The organism is Sulfurovum sp. (genome assembly GCF_036568385.1).
GTDB lineage: Bacteria > Campylobacterota > Campylobacteria > Campylobacterales > Sulfurovaceae > Sulfurovum.
This window is the reverse complement of sequence record NZ_DATCSP010000068.1, coordinates 1-15,142: the sequence shown is the minus strand read 5'-3', so window position 1 is coordinate 15,142 and position 15,142 is coordinate 1. Positions and strand designations below refer to the sequence as shown.

Genomic DNA, 15,142 nt, shown 5'->3' with positions numbered 1-15,142 from the left:
GTAGCTAGGTAAACCCTGTCCGCAGCAAGAAGTATATGGTATAAGTCTCACAAGCTGTTAGATCAGCACTCATACTTCGCTCGAGCGCATTGGCAACAATGTGCCTAGATAAATAACTACCCACGACAGAACCCGGCTTATGTTGCGCCTATTACTTCTTATAAATTCCTCTATATACGTTTTTAGCATCCATAGATGTTTTACTACAAAAGAACTTTCCACCAACATGTACAATCAGCTATAATACGGGACTATAAGCATCAAAATGTAGCAGTTGCAAAAGATCATATTCGGTGTTTTGCTGAAGAGGCGGACTATGCACTTTTAGATGTTATGATTGAAGACCACGATGAGACATGACTTTACCCCATTGGAGCGGCAAGAGAAAGCATTTGTTTCAACAATTAGAACGTACGATTTTGGGAGGCAGGTATGCATAAAGAGTTAAAAGGATGGATAGAGTGGCTGGGGATCGAAGATCCCGTGCTTCATCCGCTGCATGGAGATGCAAGCAGCAGAAGATACTACCGTCTTGAACACAGTGAGACCAAAGGCATGGTGATGGATGCCTCAGAGCTGAAAGAGAGCGTACCTGTCTTCATAGGGGTTGGGTGGAGACTGATGGATGCCAAAGTACGTATACCTACGATCAGGTCCTATGAACTCAACAAAGGATTCATCTTTTTGGAAGATGTAGGAAGCACACATCTGCTGGACAAATATCATGGAGACGATGCCGGCAGTTACTATGAAAAAGCCATCAGGACCCTGGTACAGATGCAGGAGACCCCATCAAAAGGTTTAGAGCCCTATGATGCCGCTTTCTTGCTGGAAGAGATGAACCTGATGCCACAGTGGTATATCAAAGCATATTTGGGTAGAACACTGGAATGTCTGGAAGGACGTATACTTTTGGAGAGCTTCAGTCTCATCTGCAAAGAGGTATTGAGCCAGCCTCAAGGGATGTTCGTGCACCGCGACTACCACTCCAGGAACTTGATGATAGACAGTGAGGAAGAGATCACGGTCATAGATTTTCAGGATGCCAGGGAAGGGCCTTTGACGTATGATCTGGTCTCTTTACTGCGTGATGTCTATGCAGAGCTTGATGCGCAGGAGATAGAGAGACTGGTACTGCTTTTTAGAGATCTGAAGGGCCTGGATGTCGATGATGAAACATTTATGCGCTGGTTTGACTTCACCGGTCTGCAGCGTCATATTAAAATACTTGGCATCTTTGCAAGACTCAGTGTTCGTGACGGCAAAGAGGGCTACTTGAAGGATATACCTTTGACCCTGAAGTATATTATCGAGGTGGGGAGCAAATATCCGGAGCTTGAGGGGCTGGTTCAGCTCTTAAAGTCTCTGTAGCGGGTTTCAAAAATAAAATAATCTATTTACCCTTTAACGCTATTTTGATATAATCAACAAAAAAAGAGATACTTGATGAAAATCCTTCTATTGATCTGCACGCCGTTACTGCTCCTTGCCAAAGTGCACTATGCAAAAGTGGAGCCTTATGAATCTGTGATACTAAAGTCTGCGGTGAGTGCTTTGGTGATCGATGTGGACCTGGAGTCTGAAGGAAAAATGGTTGAAAACAAACGTGTCATCTATCTGGATGACCATCTGGATAAAATGAACTTGAAGCTATCAAATGAGAATATTCTTATTCTCCGTGAGACCTTGAAACGGCAGGAAGCATATTTTCAGCGTATGAATAGGCTGACAACCGTATCTACGGCCCAGAAAGACGAAGCTTTTTACAGTTTTGCTTCTGCAAAAACACAGTATCTGGATATGCAGTACAAGATCGCTCAGCTTGAAGACAGCATTGAAAAAAAATCGATCGTACTTGACCATAAGTATCTGTATGAGATCATGGTGCGCAAAGGGGATTATGTAACTCCGGGTACGCCTTTGGCGAACGTCGTGGATGCAAGCAGGGCAAAGCTGGTACTTTTTCTGGAGCCGTCAGAATTGGAACAGATAAAGAAAAAAGCGGTGTACCTTAATGACAAGAGGACAGACTATAAAGTAGACAAGGTCTGGAAAGTGGCAGATGAGAAATTTATATCATCCTACCGGGCGGAGATCTATATTCCCGCACCTGAAATGTCGTTTTCAACATTGATGAAGGTTGAGATAAAGTAAGCATCGAAAAACTAAATGCGTAAAGGAAAAAGATGAATTTGGAAGCATTGGATAAAGCGTACGTCCTGCAGACCTATGCACGTGACTATACGAACTTTGTAAAGGGTGTGGGGTCTACACTGTATGATGACAAGGGAAAGGACTATATTGATTTTGCAGCAGGCATCGCAGTCAATTCCATAGGGCATGGAAATGAGAAGCTTGTCTCGGCGATCTGCGAACAGGCAAAGAATATCATTCATATCTCTAACCTGCAGGTGATCGAACCGCAGGCAAAACTGGCACAAAGGATCGTTGAACTGAGCGGATACGATATGGGCGTATTTTTTGCCAATTCCGGCGCAGAGGCCAATGAAGGTGCGATCAAGATAGCCCGTAAATACGGAGAGACAAGGTTTGAGAACAAACGCTATAAGGTGATCACGCTGGAACACTCTTTCCACGGGCGTACGATCACAACGGTCAAAGCCACAGGACAGGAGAGTTTCCATACACCGAACTTCTCACCCTATCCTGCAGGATTTTCGTATGAAAAATCGATAGCGGATGTCTACAATGCCATAGATGATGAGACCGTGGCCGTACTGATCGAGCTGGTACAGGGAGAAGGCGGTGTGCAGCCGTTCGAAAAAGAGGAGATACAAAAACTGGCAGCACATCTGAGATCGGAAGGTATTTTGCTTATCGTCGATGAGGTGCAGACCGGTGTCTACCGGACAGGTGAGTTTCTGGCTTCGAACCTGTATGAGATCGAACCGGATATCATTACGCTTGCCAAAGGTCTTGGAGGGGGCGTGCCTATAGGTGCGGTGATGACCAGACATAAAGATATCTTGGTCGCAGGGGACCATGGGAGTACTTTTGGCGGTAACTACTTGAGTACCACTGCAGGGCTGGCTGTGCTGGAAGTGCTGCAGCCCATGTATGAGGATGGTACGATAGATGAGACATTGGTATATTTTTCGCAAAAACTGCAAGCATTGGCTCTAAAATATGCGCATCTGTTTGAAAAAGAAGTGGGTCTCGGACTGATGCGCGGACTCCGTGCCAAGAGTGCCGAGATCCAGGCTACTGCGATAAAAAACGGAATGAAAGAAGGAGTGGTCGTGCTGAAAGCAGGGCGCAACACGGTACGTTTCCTGCCAAGCATTACGATCAGTAAAAGTGAAATCGATGAAGGGTTCAAACGTTTTGAAAAAGCTATTTCTTCTTTGTAGTCTATTGGTATCATCTGTCATCTATGCAGATGAATTGGGTGATATACTCTCTGACAATAAAGAGCTGCTCTTTGATTATCAGTTAGAGAGCAATGAGCTGGAGAGCGATATGCTTTCAAAGAGCTGGGTGAACCCTGTAAGGCTGCAATATAGCAGAGATTACTCTACCCAGATAGAGGATATAACAAGAAGGACAGGGGGGTACTCAATTGTTATAGACCAGCCTATTTTCAAATCAGGCGGGATCTACTACGGGATCAAATATTCTCAAGCGCTCCGTGATGCTACCAGAGCGGATATACAGTTGCAAAAACGTATGATGATAGGGGATGCTATCTCCATTCTTTTCAACATGAAAAAAACGAAGCTTGAGCAGGAAAAACTGAAGTACCAGATCAAAAATGACAGTATCGATATACTGCAAAAACGTGAAAGTTATGATGCAGGTCTACTGGACAGCAGCTTTTTGGATCAGGCCATTTTACAAAAGAGTCAGGATGAGACGGCTTTGCTTCAGACGGAGCTGACCCTGATGGAACTCAAACAGAAGTTTGCCCTTCTCAGTGACAAGGACCCGAAGCATCTGCGTCTTCCTGCATTGAAACTGATGGGTAAAAACACTTACAGCGAAGCAAACCTGGAACTGAAAAGGGACAGGCTGCGTGCGGAACAGGCGGACTATAATCAAAAAGTGACCTGGACCAAATATCTTCCTACCGTTTCCCTGCAAGGGCAATATACAGAGATTGATGGAGACGGTCCATTGTTCTACCCACCGGGAATGAAACTGAATTATTATAATTACGGATTTACGATCTCCATGCCGCTGGACATTAATACGTTTAGTGACATTGAAGCCAGCAAGGTCGAGAAGCTGAAGGCAGCGGTAGAAGTACTTGACAGAAAAAACACGGTAGAAGAAGAGTATGACTGGGTAGATAACAGTTTAACTATCCTGGATAAAAAAATCACTTTGGCCCAAAAAGACGAGAAGGTCTATGAAAGTCTTTACCGATTAACGAAAAACCTTGCAGATGCAGGTGAGAAGACCTCATTGGATGCCGATATCATGCAGAACTCTATGCAGATCAGAAAGATAGACCAGAAGATCTACGAGATCGACAAACAGATCCAGCTGTTGAAACTCTATGTACGGGTGGAAAATGCGATTTAGTGCCTATATGAACGAATGGCTCTATGGCGAAGGGGGATACTACAAAAAGTTTAAAGCCATAGGTAAATCGGGCGATTTTTATACTGCTGTAAGTACCAGCCGTTTTTTTGGTGCGAGCATCGCCAATTATTTTTATACACTCCTGAAAGAAGGAAAAGCAGACAGGAACGGCTGGCTGATAGAGGTAGGCGCACACCAGGGGTACCTGATATGCGATATGATCCAGTGGCTCTATACCTGCGATCCGACGTTGGTAAAAACACTGCATTTTGGCATCGTAGAACGGCAGCCTGAAGTACAAAAGGCGCAGCTGGCCTATGTAAAAGAGCGTTTTGGAGACGATATCCAGATCACACATTTTAATGATATTTCAGAAGTGAAAGCTGGCTATGCTTTTGTGGTGGCCAATGAGATCTTTGATGCTTTCCCCTGCGAACTTTTAAAAGATGAAAAGATCGCGGTTGTACAGCAAGATGAGATCCTATGGGAAGATGCGCCTGAAGAGATGTTGGCCTGGGCGAAGAAACATCACCTTACGCAAGGTGAGATAGCGGTAGGATATGAGGCGTTTGCACAGGCGATGGCTGATGGCATAGCACACTGCGATTTTGTTTCGTTTGATTATGGTGAAAAGTATGTGCGCAACGATTTCTCGATACGTGTCTACCGATCGCACGAGACCTTTCCGCTCTTTGATGAAGCACTGACCTTGTCTGAGTCTTATAAAAAAGATGACATTACCTACGATGTGAATTTCGGGCATGTCAGTGAAGCGTTTGTGAAAGCAGGGTTTGAGGAGTTGGTTTACGAGACCCAGGCACGTGCACTTGTACGTTTTGGTATCATTGATATTCTTGAACGCTTTGCCAAACAGACGACCCAGGCAAGATATATGAGTGAAGCGGATAAGATCAAAACACTGATAGCGCCTACCATGATGGGAGACAGGTTCAAAATGATACATTTTGGAAAGTAACAGCTCAGCCGCATGAGCGACTGCCCGTACTTATAAAAAGGGCTACCTTGTCGCCCTCAGCATCTCGCAGCGTTTGATGGAAGCGGCTTCACTCCCGAATATCGCTGCATATTTTTCAAATTTTTCCAAACTTATCATGGCGATGCACTCTTCTTTGTCCATAGTCACTTTTGCGGCTGCAGGTGTCGGAAGAGGGGACTCTTTTGCTGTTTCTTTCTTTGTATCTTCCGGATACATATAGTCTGTATCGAAATTGGTGTCGTTAATATCTTTGAGCGCTACTTTTTTCCTAGGAGGAGGCGGTATATAGGTTTGCTCCACTGTTTTTGGTTGACTGGTATGATCGTTTTCTTTCGTTTCTACGGGAGATTGAGGTTGAGGTTGATCACATCCCACTAAAAATAAAAGAAGCGTGATGGTATAAATGCCATATTTCATAGTTACTCCTTCGTTCGATAACCATACGGATATTGTAATATAATCCATGTGGAATTGCAACTATACCTTTTATCCTATAAGATATCGATAGAGAAGCGTAGCTCTGAAATGTACGCTATCCGGATGGATGGATCAGGAGATAATGACCGCAACCGCGATCGCAAATCCGCCGTCATGGCTGATGGAGAGTGAGGAGGTTTGAATCGTATGTACTTTTTGTGCCTCTTCACTAAGGGAAAACGTCGGTGCGCCGCGGGGATCTTTGGCCAGGATGATATCATGAAAAGAGAGCTCTTTGCCTATGCCGCACCCCAGAGCCTTTGAAATAGCCTCTTTTGCTGCCCAGAACCCGGCAATGGATGCTGTTTTTTTTGCAAGTGCTATCTCTTGGGGATGCAAAAAACGTTGTGTAAACTTATCGCCGAATTGAGCCAGTGCTTTTTCTATTCTGCTGACCTGTATAATATCTGTACCTATTTTCATACACGTATTATAGCTATTACATCCACTCAACTACTTTAGAGACTTCATCGGCGATAAAACACTTGACATTTGTTTTTTCCAGCGGCTTGTTGGGGATGACAGCCTTTTTGAATCCCTGTGTCTCTATCTCTTTGAGGCGCTGAGAGAGTCCAGAGACCTCCCGTATCTCCCCTGTAAGGCTTACTTCACCGAGGAAGAGCGTTTCTGCACTCAGTTCTCTGTCCCTGTAACTGCTTAAGATCGCTGCGATGATGGCAAGGTCGGCTGAGGGTTCATGTATTTTAATGCCTCCTGAAATGTTGATAAAGACATCATAGGTACCAAGGGGCAGGTCCAGTTTTTTTTCAAGCAATGCCAGAAGCATACCCAGACGGTTGTTGTCAAAACCCGTAGAACTACGTTTTGGATGTCCGTAGGATTCTGAAACCAGCGCCTGGACCTCCACGATAATAGGGCGGCTTCCTTCCATAATGACAGTGAGCGCCGAACCCGACTGCAGTTTCTCTTTGTCGAAAAATTTACCAGCCATGGTTTTCGCATCGTTGAGCCCCTCTTTGTTCATCTCGAAGATACCCACCTCATTGGTAGCCCCGAAACGGTTTTTAAATCCGCGCAAGAGGCGAAGTTCTGAGTTGGTATCGCCCTCGAAATACAAAACGGTATCTACCATGTGTTCCAGTACCCTCGGACCAGCGATGGAACCGTCTTTGGTAATATGTCCGATGATAAAGATAGGGATATGCAGGCTTTTTGCAATACGCATCAGCTCAAATGTGATCGTACGTACCTGTGTGACGGACCCGGGTGCAGAGGGTGTTTCTTCTGAGTAGAGTGTCTGTATGGAGTCTATCACGATAAGTTCATAGTTCTGGTTGCCGATTTCTGAAAGTACACTGGTGAGGTTTATCTCAGGGAGCAGGTAAAGGTTTTCATGGTTGGCCTCCAGTCTGTTGGCGCGCAGTTTGATCTGCCCGGCAGACTCTTCCCCGGAGACATAGAGCACTTTTTTTGCATTGCGTGACAGGTTGCCTGCTATTTTGAGTAGCAGTGTGGATTTACCCACACCGGGGCTGCCCCCGATCAGCGTCAGCGAACCCGGAACGATCCCTCCGCCCAGTACGAGGTCCAGTTCACCGCTTCCCGAAGTAAAACGGGTGATATTGTCCTCTTCTATCTGTGTGATAGGTTTTGCTTTGGAGGCAAAAGCCCCTGATGCATTGCTTCCGGAAGTCTCTTTCAGGAACTTGATCTGGTCAGCCGTCAATTCCACCATGGTTTCCCACTGGTCACAGGAAGTACACTTTCCCATCCAGCGTGGAGATTGAAATCCACATGCCTGACACTCAAATAAGGTTTTTTTCTTTGCCATACCATACTCCGAATCTATTTGAAGTATTGTAAACTATTATTTGCTCAGGAAGCTAAAAATATGTCAAATTGACATGTTTTAGCTTTTAGTTCTTTTGGTTATAATTCCAGCATAAACGAAGGATACCTAGTGACGTTCAATACAATTAAACAGCTTTTCTACGGTCTTTATCTGACCAATAGTTTTGGATACAGATTAAGAAAAACGCCAGACCCCATGGGAAAAAAAAGGTTACGTCTTGCCTACTCACAGGCGCAGCTTGATACCTTGAATATCGCCGTGAAGATGGAAAATCCGGAAAAGCTGCCGCAAAACGGCCAATATCTTATTGTGGTGAACCACAAAAGTATCATTGACCCCCCTATTGTGGAAGTATCCTTGAAGGACACAGATATCTTCGGTCCGTGGGTCTCCAAAAAAGAACTCTATAACTCTTTTTTCTTTGGACTCTTTGTACGCAATGCCGGGTCGATACTGCTCGATCGTGAAAAAAGCCAAATGAGCGGTTTTTTTGCGGACGTAAAGCAGGCGGTCCAACGCGGTGAATCAATATTTATTTTCCCGGAAGGAACAAGAAACAAAACGGACAGAGCGCTGACAACCTTCAAAGAGGGGTCACGCATCATAGCTTTGAAAAACCGTCTGCCTATCTTGCCCCTCTATATCAAAACAGATGCCAACAAGGTACTGAAAAATGCATTGGATGATGCCAAGCTGAAGCAGGAAGTGACGATTGTCGTAGGGGATATCATAGATTACAAAGAGAAAACAGGCCTTGAGACACTCTACCGCAAGATGTTTTCCCTGGAGGAAGAGAGTTAATACCATTCTTTCCTATATAAAAAAAGAATTTTTATATTTGAGGCGTAGCAAACCTGACATAAAGATAACACATAGAGTATCATAGTATAATATACAGATTGTGAGGAAGACAATAAACTAAATTTTAAGGCATTGTAAATTGTTATTTAATAGTTTTGAGTTTATCTTTGCCTTTTTACCACTAACATTTTTCATCTATTTTTATCTCAACAGCAAAAGATTAACAGAAGCAAGTAAAGCATTTTTGGTCCTTGCATCACTTTTCTTTTATAGCTGGTGGAACATAGCGTATCTTCCAATTATCCTGGTTTCGATGCTGTTCAATTATGTGGTCGGTGTTTCTCTTTCAAAAGAGAATGAACATGTAAAGGTCAGCAAAAAAACACTTCTGACTGTGGGTATTGTTGCCAATGTTGCTTTGCTTGGATATTTTAAATATGCAGACTTCCTGATAGCAAATGTAAATCTTGCTACAGACGGGCAAATCCCGTTGCTTCACTTAGCCTTGCCCTTGGCCATCTCTTTCTTTACTTTCCAGCAGATCGCCTATCTTGTGGACAGCTACAGGGGTGAAACAAAAGAGTATGACTTTCTTAACTATGCAAACTTTGTAACATTCTTCCCTCAGCTTATCGCTGGTCCTATCGTACACCATGCGGAGATGATGCCGCAGTTCGCAAAGACCAGGAACAAAGTGAAGAATTATAGAAATATTGCTCTGGGGCTATTTATCTTTTCCATGGGTTTATTTAAAAAAGTGGTTATTGCAGATCAGTTTGCAGTATGGGCAACAAATGGATTTGATGTAGCAGAAAAATTGAATTTGATAGAAGCATGGATCACTTCACTCTCTTATACGTTCCAGTTGTACTTTGACTTTAGCGGCTATACAGACATGGCTATAGGTGCAGCACTGCTCTTTAACATCAGACTGCCTATCAACTTCAATTCGCCCTATAAAGCAACAAACATACAGGATTTCTGGAGACGTTGGCATATCACTCTGAGCCGATTTTTGAGAGACTATGTGTATATTCCCCTGGGCGGCAACAGAAAGGGAAGTTTTAGAACCTATAACAACCTCATGGCCACCTTCATCATCGGGGGTATTTGGCATGGTGCGGGATGGACATTTGTATTTTGGGGTTTCCTGCACGGGTTGGCACTGGTGATCCAGAGAGTATGGAACCAACTTGGTTTCAGGATGCATACGATTTTTGCATGGTTCATCACTTTTAACTTTGTGAACATTGCCTGGGTCTTCTTTAGGGCTAAGGAGTGGGATGATGCGATTAAGGTCTTGAACGGTATGTTTGCCTGCAACCTTGTCGTGCCATCTTCCCTGCAGGATAAAGTAGCATTTTTATCGCAATATGGTATTCTATTTGGTAATATATCGATAAAAGAGAGAACATATTATTGGATAGTTGTCGCATTCATCTTGATTTTACTGTTTAAAAACTCTACAGAAAGGATAAGAACAAGTTCTGCCGTACCTACGTATAAAATGGCTGTATTTACTGCTATATTAGCCATACTTGCCATCATGAGCATGATACAAACACCCTATACAGAATTTCTCTATTTTAATTTTTAACATGAAACTGAATCAAAAAATCATTCTTACTTATTTCGCTGTAGTTTTTTTTGCATTTGCGCTTTTGTTGCCTGCCTATTATATCTATGATCCTATGCAGATATTTCATAAAGCCTGGGGACGTGAAGTGACATTCCATAAACATATGCGTCAGCAGGCAGCAGGGATCATCAACAACTTCCATAACTATGATTCTGTCATATTGGGAACCAGTATGATAGAAAATACTTCCTCGAAAGAAGCCAGTGAAAAACTTGGCGGAGAATTCATCAATATTTCAATGCCGGGCAGTAGTTACTTTGAACGTGCAATCGTAATGCGTTCATTATTTCGACAGCATAAGGTGAAAAACATCTTATACTCTTTGGATGTGGACAAATATTTTGGACAGGAAAAAGCTTACCCTGATTATCCAGTATCGGAGTTTGATTACCTGTATGATGAGAGTAGACTGAATGATTTTAAATTGTATGCAAATATAAAATATTTACCATGCGTTTTGTTACAGGCTACACGTAAGAAGTGTGTGGGAGAAAAGATAACACTGGACAGACCTAATGCCTGGTTTGAAAATAAAAACTTTAGTATCTGGTTTGGGGGCCTGGATAAATGGGTTTCTTCCAAAAATAATAGACAGATCCTCGCATCACTTGGGGCGATCTCAAAAACCGTAGAACATATAAAACGCCAAGAAACACTATCCTTGGAAAAAGCGGATGAGACCATTCGTTCGGCGAAAAGATATATTGATGAAAATATTTTGGATTTTGTGAAGGCACATCCAGGTACAAACTTTATTCTGCTTGACCCTCCGTACTCGCGCCCCCTCTATGCTATCTGGGCGCAATACAATCTTCCAAAATTTAAAGTATATAAAGAAATACTGCGATATTTGGCAGAAAAGCGTGATGAATATCCAAACCTGGAAGTATATTCCTTCGGTGAAGAACAGTTCATAGATGATATTGCAACCTATAAAGATTTGACCCATTATCATTATTCTATTAATTCATGGATGTTATCTGCGATAGCACAAAAAAAAGGTCTATTGCACAAGGATAATATTAGCGAATATCTTGAATCTATTACACAAAAAGCGTTAAATTATGATTTGATAGGGTTGGATAATAGTATCAAACATACACTAAAGGCTAAAGCGCAACAGAAAAGCCAAGATCCAATGAGGCCACCTATACAAAATTAGACAAAGATCTCATCCAGGATCGTATTGACATACTCATTGGCTTTGAACCGGATAAGGTCTTCAGGCTGTTCTCCGGTGCCTATATAAAAAATAGGCATTTGCAGTTCATCCGCAATGCTGAGGACCGAACCTCCTTTGGCTGTACCATCCAGCTTGGTAATGATGATGCCGTCAATGCCGATCATGTCGTTAAATACTTTTGCCTGATTGATGGAGGAACTGCCTTGGGTCCCGTCTAAAATAAGCATTTTACGGTGCGGGGCGCCTTCCATTGCCTTTCCTGCCACACGGATCATTTTTTTGAGCTCTTCACTCAGGTTGGTCTGGGTATGAAGCCTTCCTGCCGTGTCGATGATGACATGGTCAAAGCCTTTGGCTTTTGCAGACTCTATCGTATCGTAAACGACCGCAGAAGGGTCATGTCCCTGCTGTGTCGCGATGATGGGAACATTCAATTTGTCTGCCCATCGTGTGAGCTGTTCGATCGCAGCGGCGCGGAAGGTATCTCCCGCACCCAGCATCACTTTTTTGCCCTCTTGCTGATAGCGGTAGGTCAGTTTGGAAATGGTAGTGGTCTTTCCTGCACCGTTGACCCCGATGATCATTTCCACATAAGGTTTGGCATCACTCTCTTTGAAGTCGGCCTTATACTGGAAGACGGAGATCAGTGAGTTGAATGCCTGGATCCTGCTGACATTGTCCGGCAATCCATTTAAAAGTTTTTCTACCAGCTCATAATGCACATCTGCTTCAAGCAGGATATCCTCAAACTCATCCTTTGGGATCAGTTTTCGTTTACTGGGTGCAACTTCTTTGATGGCATCACTGGTTTTGCCCAAGACCTTTTTTAATAAGTTTAACATACTGTATTACCTTGCGTTTAATTGTTTTTTGGCTTGTTGTATATCGTATTCTATCATCTCTACAGGCACGGTACCTTCATAATGGGTAAAGTACTCCCCCTTGACATACATGACCGTGAGCGGAATGGAAAAGTTTTCAGGCAGATCAAGCGTACTTGCCAGAAGCGTTGAAAAGGTATCGTTGTTCGCACTGTTAGAGACAAAATAGTTGATCTGGTGCTTTGCTATGAATCTATTCAAAGCAGGTGCCTCAATGGTGTCGTGTGTCAATATCCCTGCGACAAAAAGTTCCTTTTGGTGTTGTTTCTGAAGATCATTGAGGTAGGGGACCTGGCCTAGGCAGGGGATGCACCATGTGCTAAAAATATTGACAAGTACAATAGGTTTTTCAGAGGTGGGGAACATGACGCTTTGGTCAATGAGCGTGACGGTATGGTTGATATCTTTGGTATCGGTCAGTGTAAGCGTGACCTGCTGGGATCGAGATACTTTTAATGAGGGGACCTCTTCAGGGAGATCTCCTTTTGTCTTTTTCACTTTAAATCTGTCATCTGCTTGCCCATCTGCAGTTTTTTCGATGATAATATCTGTAGTATTTTCAACGGGCAGTGAGGTATCTTCGGATGTTTCATCATCGCGCCCAAGAAAAATGAACAGGACAATGAGGAATATGAGTAAAAGAAGAGCACCTTTTTTATGTTTATGCACACAGACCCTTTTGGTATAATTAGTATGGCGATTATAGCTAAAGAGCATTAAACAAAATATGAATAGACGGATGGATATGACAAAAGAGGGTAGAAAAAAGCAATTTAGAGCAGAGAGCTTATGTCAACTGAAGAAAGCTTCAGGGTTCGGAAGTTACCAGAAAGACAAAAAAATAGTGTCAAGACTCTACCGGTATATCTCACAGAGCAATGCCAGGTATGTGATGCTTTATCTGCCTTTAGATACAGAGGTGGACATCTATCCTCTGATAAAGCGTTTGCGCAGGGAAAAGAAAGTACTCTATGTGCCATTTATGGAAGGTACAAGTTTTAGGTTGGTAAAATATAGACTTCCACTGAAGAAAAAACAATTTGGGATCAAAGAGCCCAATGATTCAAAACAATATAGAATGAAACATATAGATATAGCTATCGTACCTATGGTTGGAACAGACAGCACACATAGACGTGTGGGGTTTGGTAAAGGTATGTATGACAGATTTTTTGAGAAACAGGGTAAATATATAGAACGAACCGTTTTTGTAGCACGAGAACTGTGTTACAGCAAAGAGATCGTGACGGACGATCATGATGTAAAAGCAGACGTGATCATCGCAGCACAGCCATTAAAGATGAAGGTTCTGTGATACATGTCTTAACAGAAGGATAAGCATGTTAGGAGAAATAGGCATTTCCGGGTTAGCCGGTGCGGCCATAGGGGCAGGTATATGCTACCTTTGGTTGAGAAGCAGTGCGAAAAACAGATTTTCGGACCTTGTGGTCGAAGCAAAAGCAAAAGCAAAGGCCATTGAAAATGAAACAGAACTTTTACTCAAATCCGCACAGGTAAAGATCAAAGAGAAAGAGTTGGAACACGAGAGTGAATTCCAAAAACGCATTGCCGAGGTCGATGCCCGCAATCGTGCACTGATCGTACAGGGCAAAGAGCTCTCTTCAAGGGAAGAGCAGTTCAAACTTTTGGAAAAGAAGCTCAAAGAGAAAGAGAACTACCTGGGCAGACTCGAGAAGAAAAAAAGGGTGGAGATCGCGGAGACCGTAGATAAAATGCAGCATATCGCTTCGTTCACCAAAGAAGAAGCAAAGGCCTACATTTTGGAAAAAGTGGAAGAGCAGAGCCGTGCGGACATTGCAGCGATCGTACGCAAGTATGAGCAGGAAGCCAAGTATGAAGGTCAAAAAAAAGCCAATTATATCCTGGCACAGGCAACCACACGGTATGCAGGAGACTTTGCAGGCGAACGTCTTATCAATTATGTCAGCCTGCCAAGCGAGGAGCACAAGGGGCGTATCATCGGCAAAGAAGGCAGGAATATCAAAACGCTTGAACTTCTTTTGGGTGTGGATATCGTGATCGATGAAACCCCGGGAGTTATCCTGGTCAGCTCTTTTAACCTCTACCGCAGGGCCATTGCGACCAGGGTCATAGAGATGTTGGTCGAAGATGGACGTATACATCCCGGACGCATAGAAGAAGTGCATCAAAAGGTCCAAGAAGAGTTTGAACAGAAGACCTATGAAGAGGGGGAGAATATTCTTATAGATTTGAGACTCTTCCCTATGCATGAAGAGCTTGTAAGGCTTTTGGGACGTTTGAAATACAGGGCCAGTTACGGTCAAAACGCATTGGCGCATACCTTGGAAGTAGCGAAGCTTGCCCGTGTGATGGCAGCGGAGATGGGCGGAGATGAAAAACTTGCGATGAGGGCAGGCCTGCTGCATGATATCGGTAAGGCGCTGACTCAGGACCAAGGCGGTTCGCATGTGGAGATAGGCGCGGACCTATGCCGTAAACACGGCGAACATCCTACGGTCATCAATGCCATCTATGCACACCATGGACATGAGGAACCGGATTCTGTAGAGAGTGCTGCGGTTTGTGCGGCCGATACCCTCTCCGCTGCCAGACCGGGGGCAAGAAGAGAAGTGCTGGAAAGCTTTACCAAACGGGTGAAAGAGGTGGAAGAGATAGCACTGAACAAAGCGCATGTCGATCAAGCCTATGCGATCAATGCAGGCCGGGAGATACGCGTCTTTGTCAATGCCAAAAAAATGAGTGACAATGAAGCGGTACTGTTAAGCAAAGAGATCGCAAAAGAGATAGAGGAGAAGGTGCAATA

15 protein-coding genes are annotated in these 15,142 nt (G+C 43.6%); 10 read left to right on the top strand and 5 right to left on the bottom strand.

Translation table 11 applies throughout. From position 1 onward, the window contains the following. The first annotated feature begins 432 nt into the window (after nucleotides 1–432). The 5 genes from VIM88_RS07430 to VIM88_RS07410 all read left to right on the top strand — a co-directional run bounded on the left by VIM88_RS07430 (nucleotide 433) and on the right by VIM88_RS07410 (nucleotide 5,521). Nucleotides 433–1,371 carry an aminoglycoside phosphotransferase family protein gene (locus VIM88_RS07430; protein ID WP_331862259.1) on the top strand — a complete coding sequence of 313 codons (939 nt, stop codon included), beginning with the start codon at nucleotides 433–435 and terminating at the stop codon, nucleotides 1,369–1,371. Between the two features lie 75 nt (nucleotides 1,372–1,446). Next, the gene (locus VIM88_RS07425; RefSeq protein WP_331862258.1) at nucleotides 1,447–2,154 is read left to right on the top strand and encodes a hypothetical protein; all 708 of its coding nucleotides are present in this window, start codon (nucleotides 1,447–1,449) and stop codon (nucleotides 2,152–2,154) included. Nucleotides 2,155–2,186: 32 nt separating this feature from the next. Then, nucleotides 2,187–3,371 (top strand): aspartate aminotransferase family protein, encoded by a 1,185-nt coding sequence (locus VIM88_RS07420; protein WP_331862257.1) that lies wholly within the window; start codon nucleotides 2,187–2,189, stop codon nucleotides 3,369–3,371. After that, nucleotides 3,346–4,545, top strand: coding sequence for a TolC family protein (locus VIM88_RS07415; protein WP_331862256.1), 1,200 nt, complete (start codon nucleotides 3,346–3,348; stop codon nucleotides 4,543–4,545). Before VIM88_RS07420 ends, VIM88_RS07415 begins: the two co-directional genes overlap by 26 nt. After that, nucleotides 4,535–5,521 (top strand): SAM-dependent methyltransferase, encoded by a 987-nt coding sequence (locus tag VIM88_RS07410; protein ID WP_331862255.1) that lies wholly within the window; start codon nucleotides 4,535–4,537, stop codon nucleotides 5,519–5,521. The genes VIM88_RS07415 and VIM88_RS07410 overlap by 11 nt, the downstream gene beginning before the upstream one ends. 42 nt (nucleotides 5,522–5,563) lie before the next feature. On the opposite strand, the gene VIM88_RS07405 is transcribed toward VIM88_RS07410, so the two are convergent. From VIM88_RS07405 to radA, 3 genes are all read right to left on the bottom strand, one after another. Further along, nucleotides 5,564–5,959 carry a hypothetical protein gene (locus VIM88_RS07405; protein ID WP_331862254.1) on the bottom strand — a complete coding sequence of 132 codons (396 nt, stop codon included), beginning with the start codon at nucleotides 5,957–5,959 and terminating at the stop codon, nucleotides 5,564–5,566. 132 nt (nucleotides 5,960–6,091) lie between these two features. Further along, nucleotides 6,092–6,442: a holo-ACP synthase gene (gene acpS / locus VIM88_RS07400; protein ID WP_331862253.1), complete on the bottom strand. Its 351-nt coding sequence runs from the start codon at nucleotides 6,440–6,442 to the stop codon at nucleotides 6,092–6,094. Nucleotides 6,443–6,458: 16 nt separating this feature from the next. Further along, nucleotides 6,459–7,811 (bottom strand): DNA repair protein RadA, encoded by a 1,353-nt coding sequence (gene radA, locus VIM88_RS07395; RefSeq protein ID WP_331862252.1) that lies wholly within the window; start codon nucleotides 7,809–7,811, stop codon nucleotides 6,459–6,461. 129 nt (nucleotides 7,812–7,940) lie between these two features. Here radA and VIM88_RS07390 point away from each other — a divergent pair, with 129 nt between their 5' ends. The 3 genes from VIM88_RS07390 to VIM88_RS07380 all read left to right on the top strand — a co-directional run bounded on the left by VIM88_RS07390 (nucleotide 7,941) and on the right by VIM88_RS07380 (nucleotide 11,434). Continuing rightward, on the top strand, nucleotides 7,941–8,633 hold the full coding sequence (locus VIM88_RS07390) for a lysophospholipid acyltransferase family protein (protein WP_331862251.1): 693 nt from the start codon (nucleotides 7,941–7,943) through the stop codon (nucleotides 8,631–8,633). A gap of 139 nt (nucleotides 8,634–8,772) precedes the next feature. After that, nucleotides 8,773–10,230 carry an MBOAT family protein gene (locus tag VIM88_RS07385; RefSeq protein ID WP_331862250.1) on the top strand — a complete coding sequence of 486 codons (1,458 nt, stop codon included), beginning with the start codon at nucleotides 8,773–8,775 and terminating at the stop codon, nucleotides 10,228–10,230. A gap of 1 nt (nucleotide 10,231) precedes the next feature. Beyond that, a complete protein-coding gene (locus VIM88_RS07380) occupies nucleotides 10,232–11,434 on the top strand; it encodes a hypothetical protein (protein ID WP_331862249.1) in 1,203 nt (400 codons plus the stop codon). Here the strand turns inward: VIM88_RS07380 and ftsY are convergent. Both ftsY and VIM88_RS07370 read right to left on the bottom strand, forming a co-directional pair. Then, nucleotides 11,431–12,297 (bottom strand): signal recognition particle-docking protein FtsY, encoded by an 867-nt coding sequence (gene ftsY, locus VIM88_RS07375; protein ID WP_331862248.1) that lies wholly within the window; start codon nucleotides 12,295–12,297, stop codon nucleotides 11,431–11,433. The genes VIM88_RS07380 and ftsY overlap by 4 nt on opposite strands. Before the next feature lie 6 nt (nucleotides 12,298–12,303). Continuing rightward, a complete protein-coding gene (locus VIM88_RS07370) occupies nucleotides 12,304–13,005 on the bottom strand; it encodes a TlpA disulfide reductase family protein (RefSeq protein ID WP_331862247.1) in 702 nt (233 codons plus the stop codon). Between the two features lie 58 nt (nucleotides 13,006–13,063). On the opposite strand from VIM88_RS07370, the gene VIM88_RS07365 reads away from it, so the two are divergent. Further along, the gene (locus tag VIM88_RS07365) at nucleotides 13,064–13,651 is read left to right on the top strand and encodes a 5-formyltetrahydrofolate cyclo-ligase (RefSeq protein ID WP_331862246.1); all 588 of its coding nucleotides are present in this window, start codon (nucleotides 13,064–13,066) and stop codon (nucleotides 13,649–13,651) included. Between the two features lie 25 nt (nucleotides 13,652–13,676). Beyond that, nucleotides 13,677–15,142, top strand: a 1,466-nt coding sequence (rny, locus tag VIM88_RS07360; RefSeq protein WP_331862245.1) for a ribonuclease Y, incomplete at its 3' end; no start/stop codon positions are given.

What these genes read in the sequence shown, in the direction of transcription:
- ftsY (WP_331862248.1), bottom strand. Translation starts at nt 12,297, where the DNA reads ATGTTAAACTTATTAAAAAAGGTCTTGGGCAAAACCAGTGATGCCATC.
- VIM88_RS07380 (WP_331862249.1), top strand. Translation starts at nt 10,232, where the DNA reads ATGAAACTGAATCAAAAAATCATTCTTACTTATTTCGCTGTAGTTTTT.
- radA (WP_331862252.1), bottom strand. Translation starts at nt 7,811, where the DNA reads ATGGCAAAGAAAAAAACCTTATTTGAGTGTCAGGCATGTGGATTTCAA.
- acpS (WP_331862253.1), bottom strand. Translation starts at nt 6,442, where the DNA reads ATGAAAATAGGTACAGATATTATACAGGTCAGCAGAATAGAAAAAGCA.
- VIM88_RS07410 (WP_331862255.1), top strand. Translation starts at nt 4,535, where the DNA reads ATGCGATTTAGTGCCTATATGAACGAATGGCTCTATGGCGAAGGGGGA.
- VIM88_RS07365 (WP_331862246.1), top strand. Translation starts at nt 13,064, where the DNA reads ATGAATAGACGGATGGATATGACAAAAGAGGGTAGAAAAAAGCAATTT.
- VIM88_RS07425 (WP_331862258.1), top strand. Translation starts at nt 1,447, where the DNA reads ATGAAAATCCTTCTATTGATCTGCACGCCGTTACTGCTCCTTGCCAAA.
- VIM88_RS07420 (WP_331862257.1), top strand. Translation starts at nt 2,187, where the DNA reads ATGAATTTGGAAGCATTGGATAAAGCGTACGTCCTGCAGACCTATGCA.
- VIM88_RS07405 (WP_331862254.1), bottom strand. Translation starts at nt 5,959, where the DNA reads ATGAAATATGGCATTTATACCATCACGCTTCTTTTATTTTTAGTGGGA.
- VIM88_RS07430 (WP_331862259.1), top strand. Translation starts at nt 433, where the DNA reads ATGCATAAAGAGTTAAAAGGATGGATAGAGTGGCTGGGGATCGAAGAT.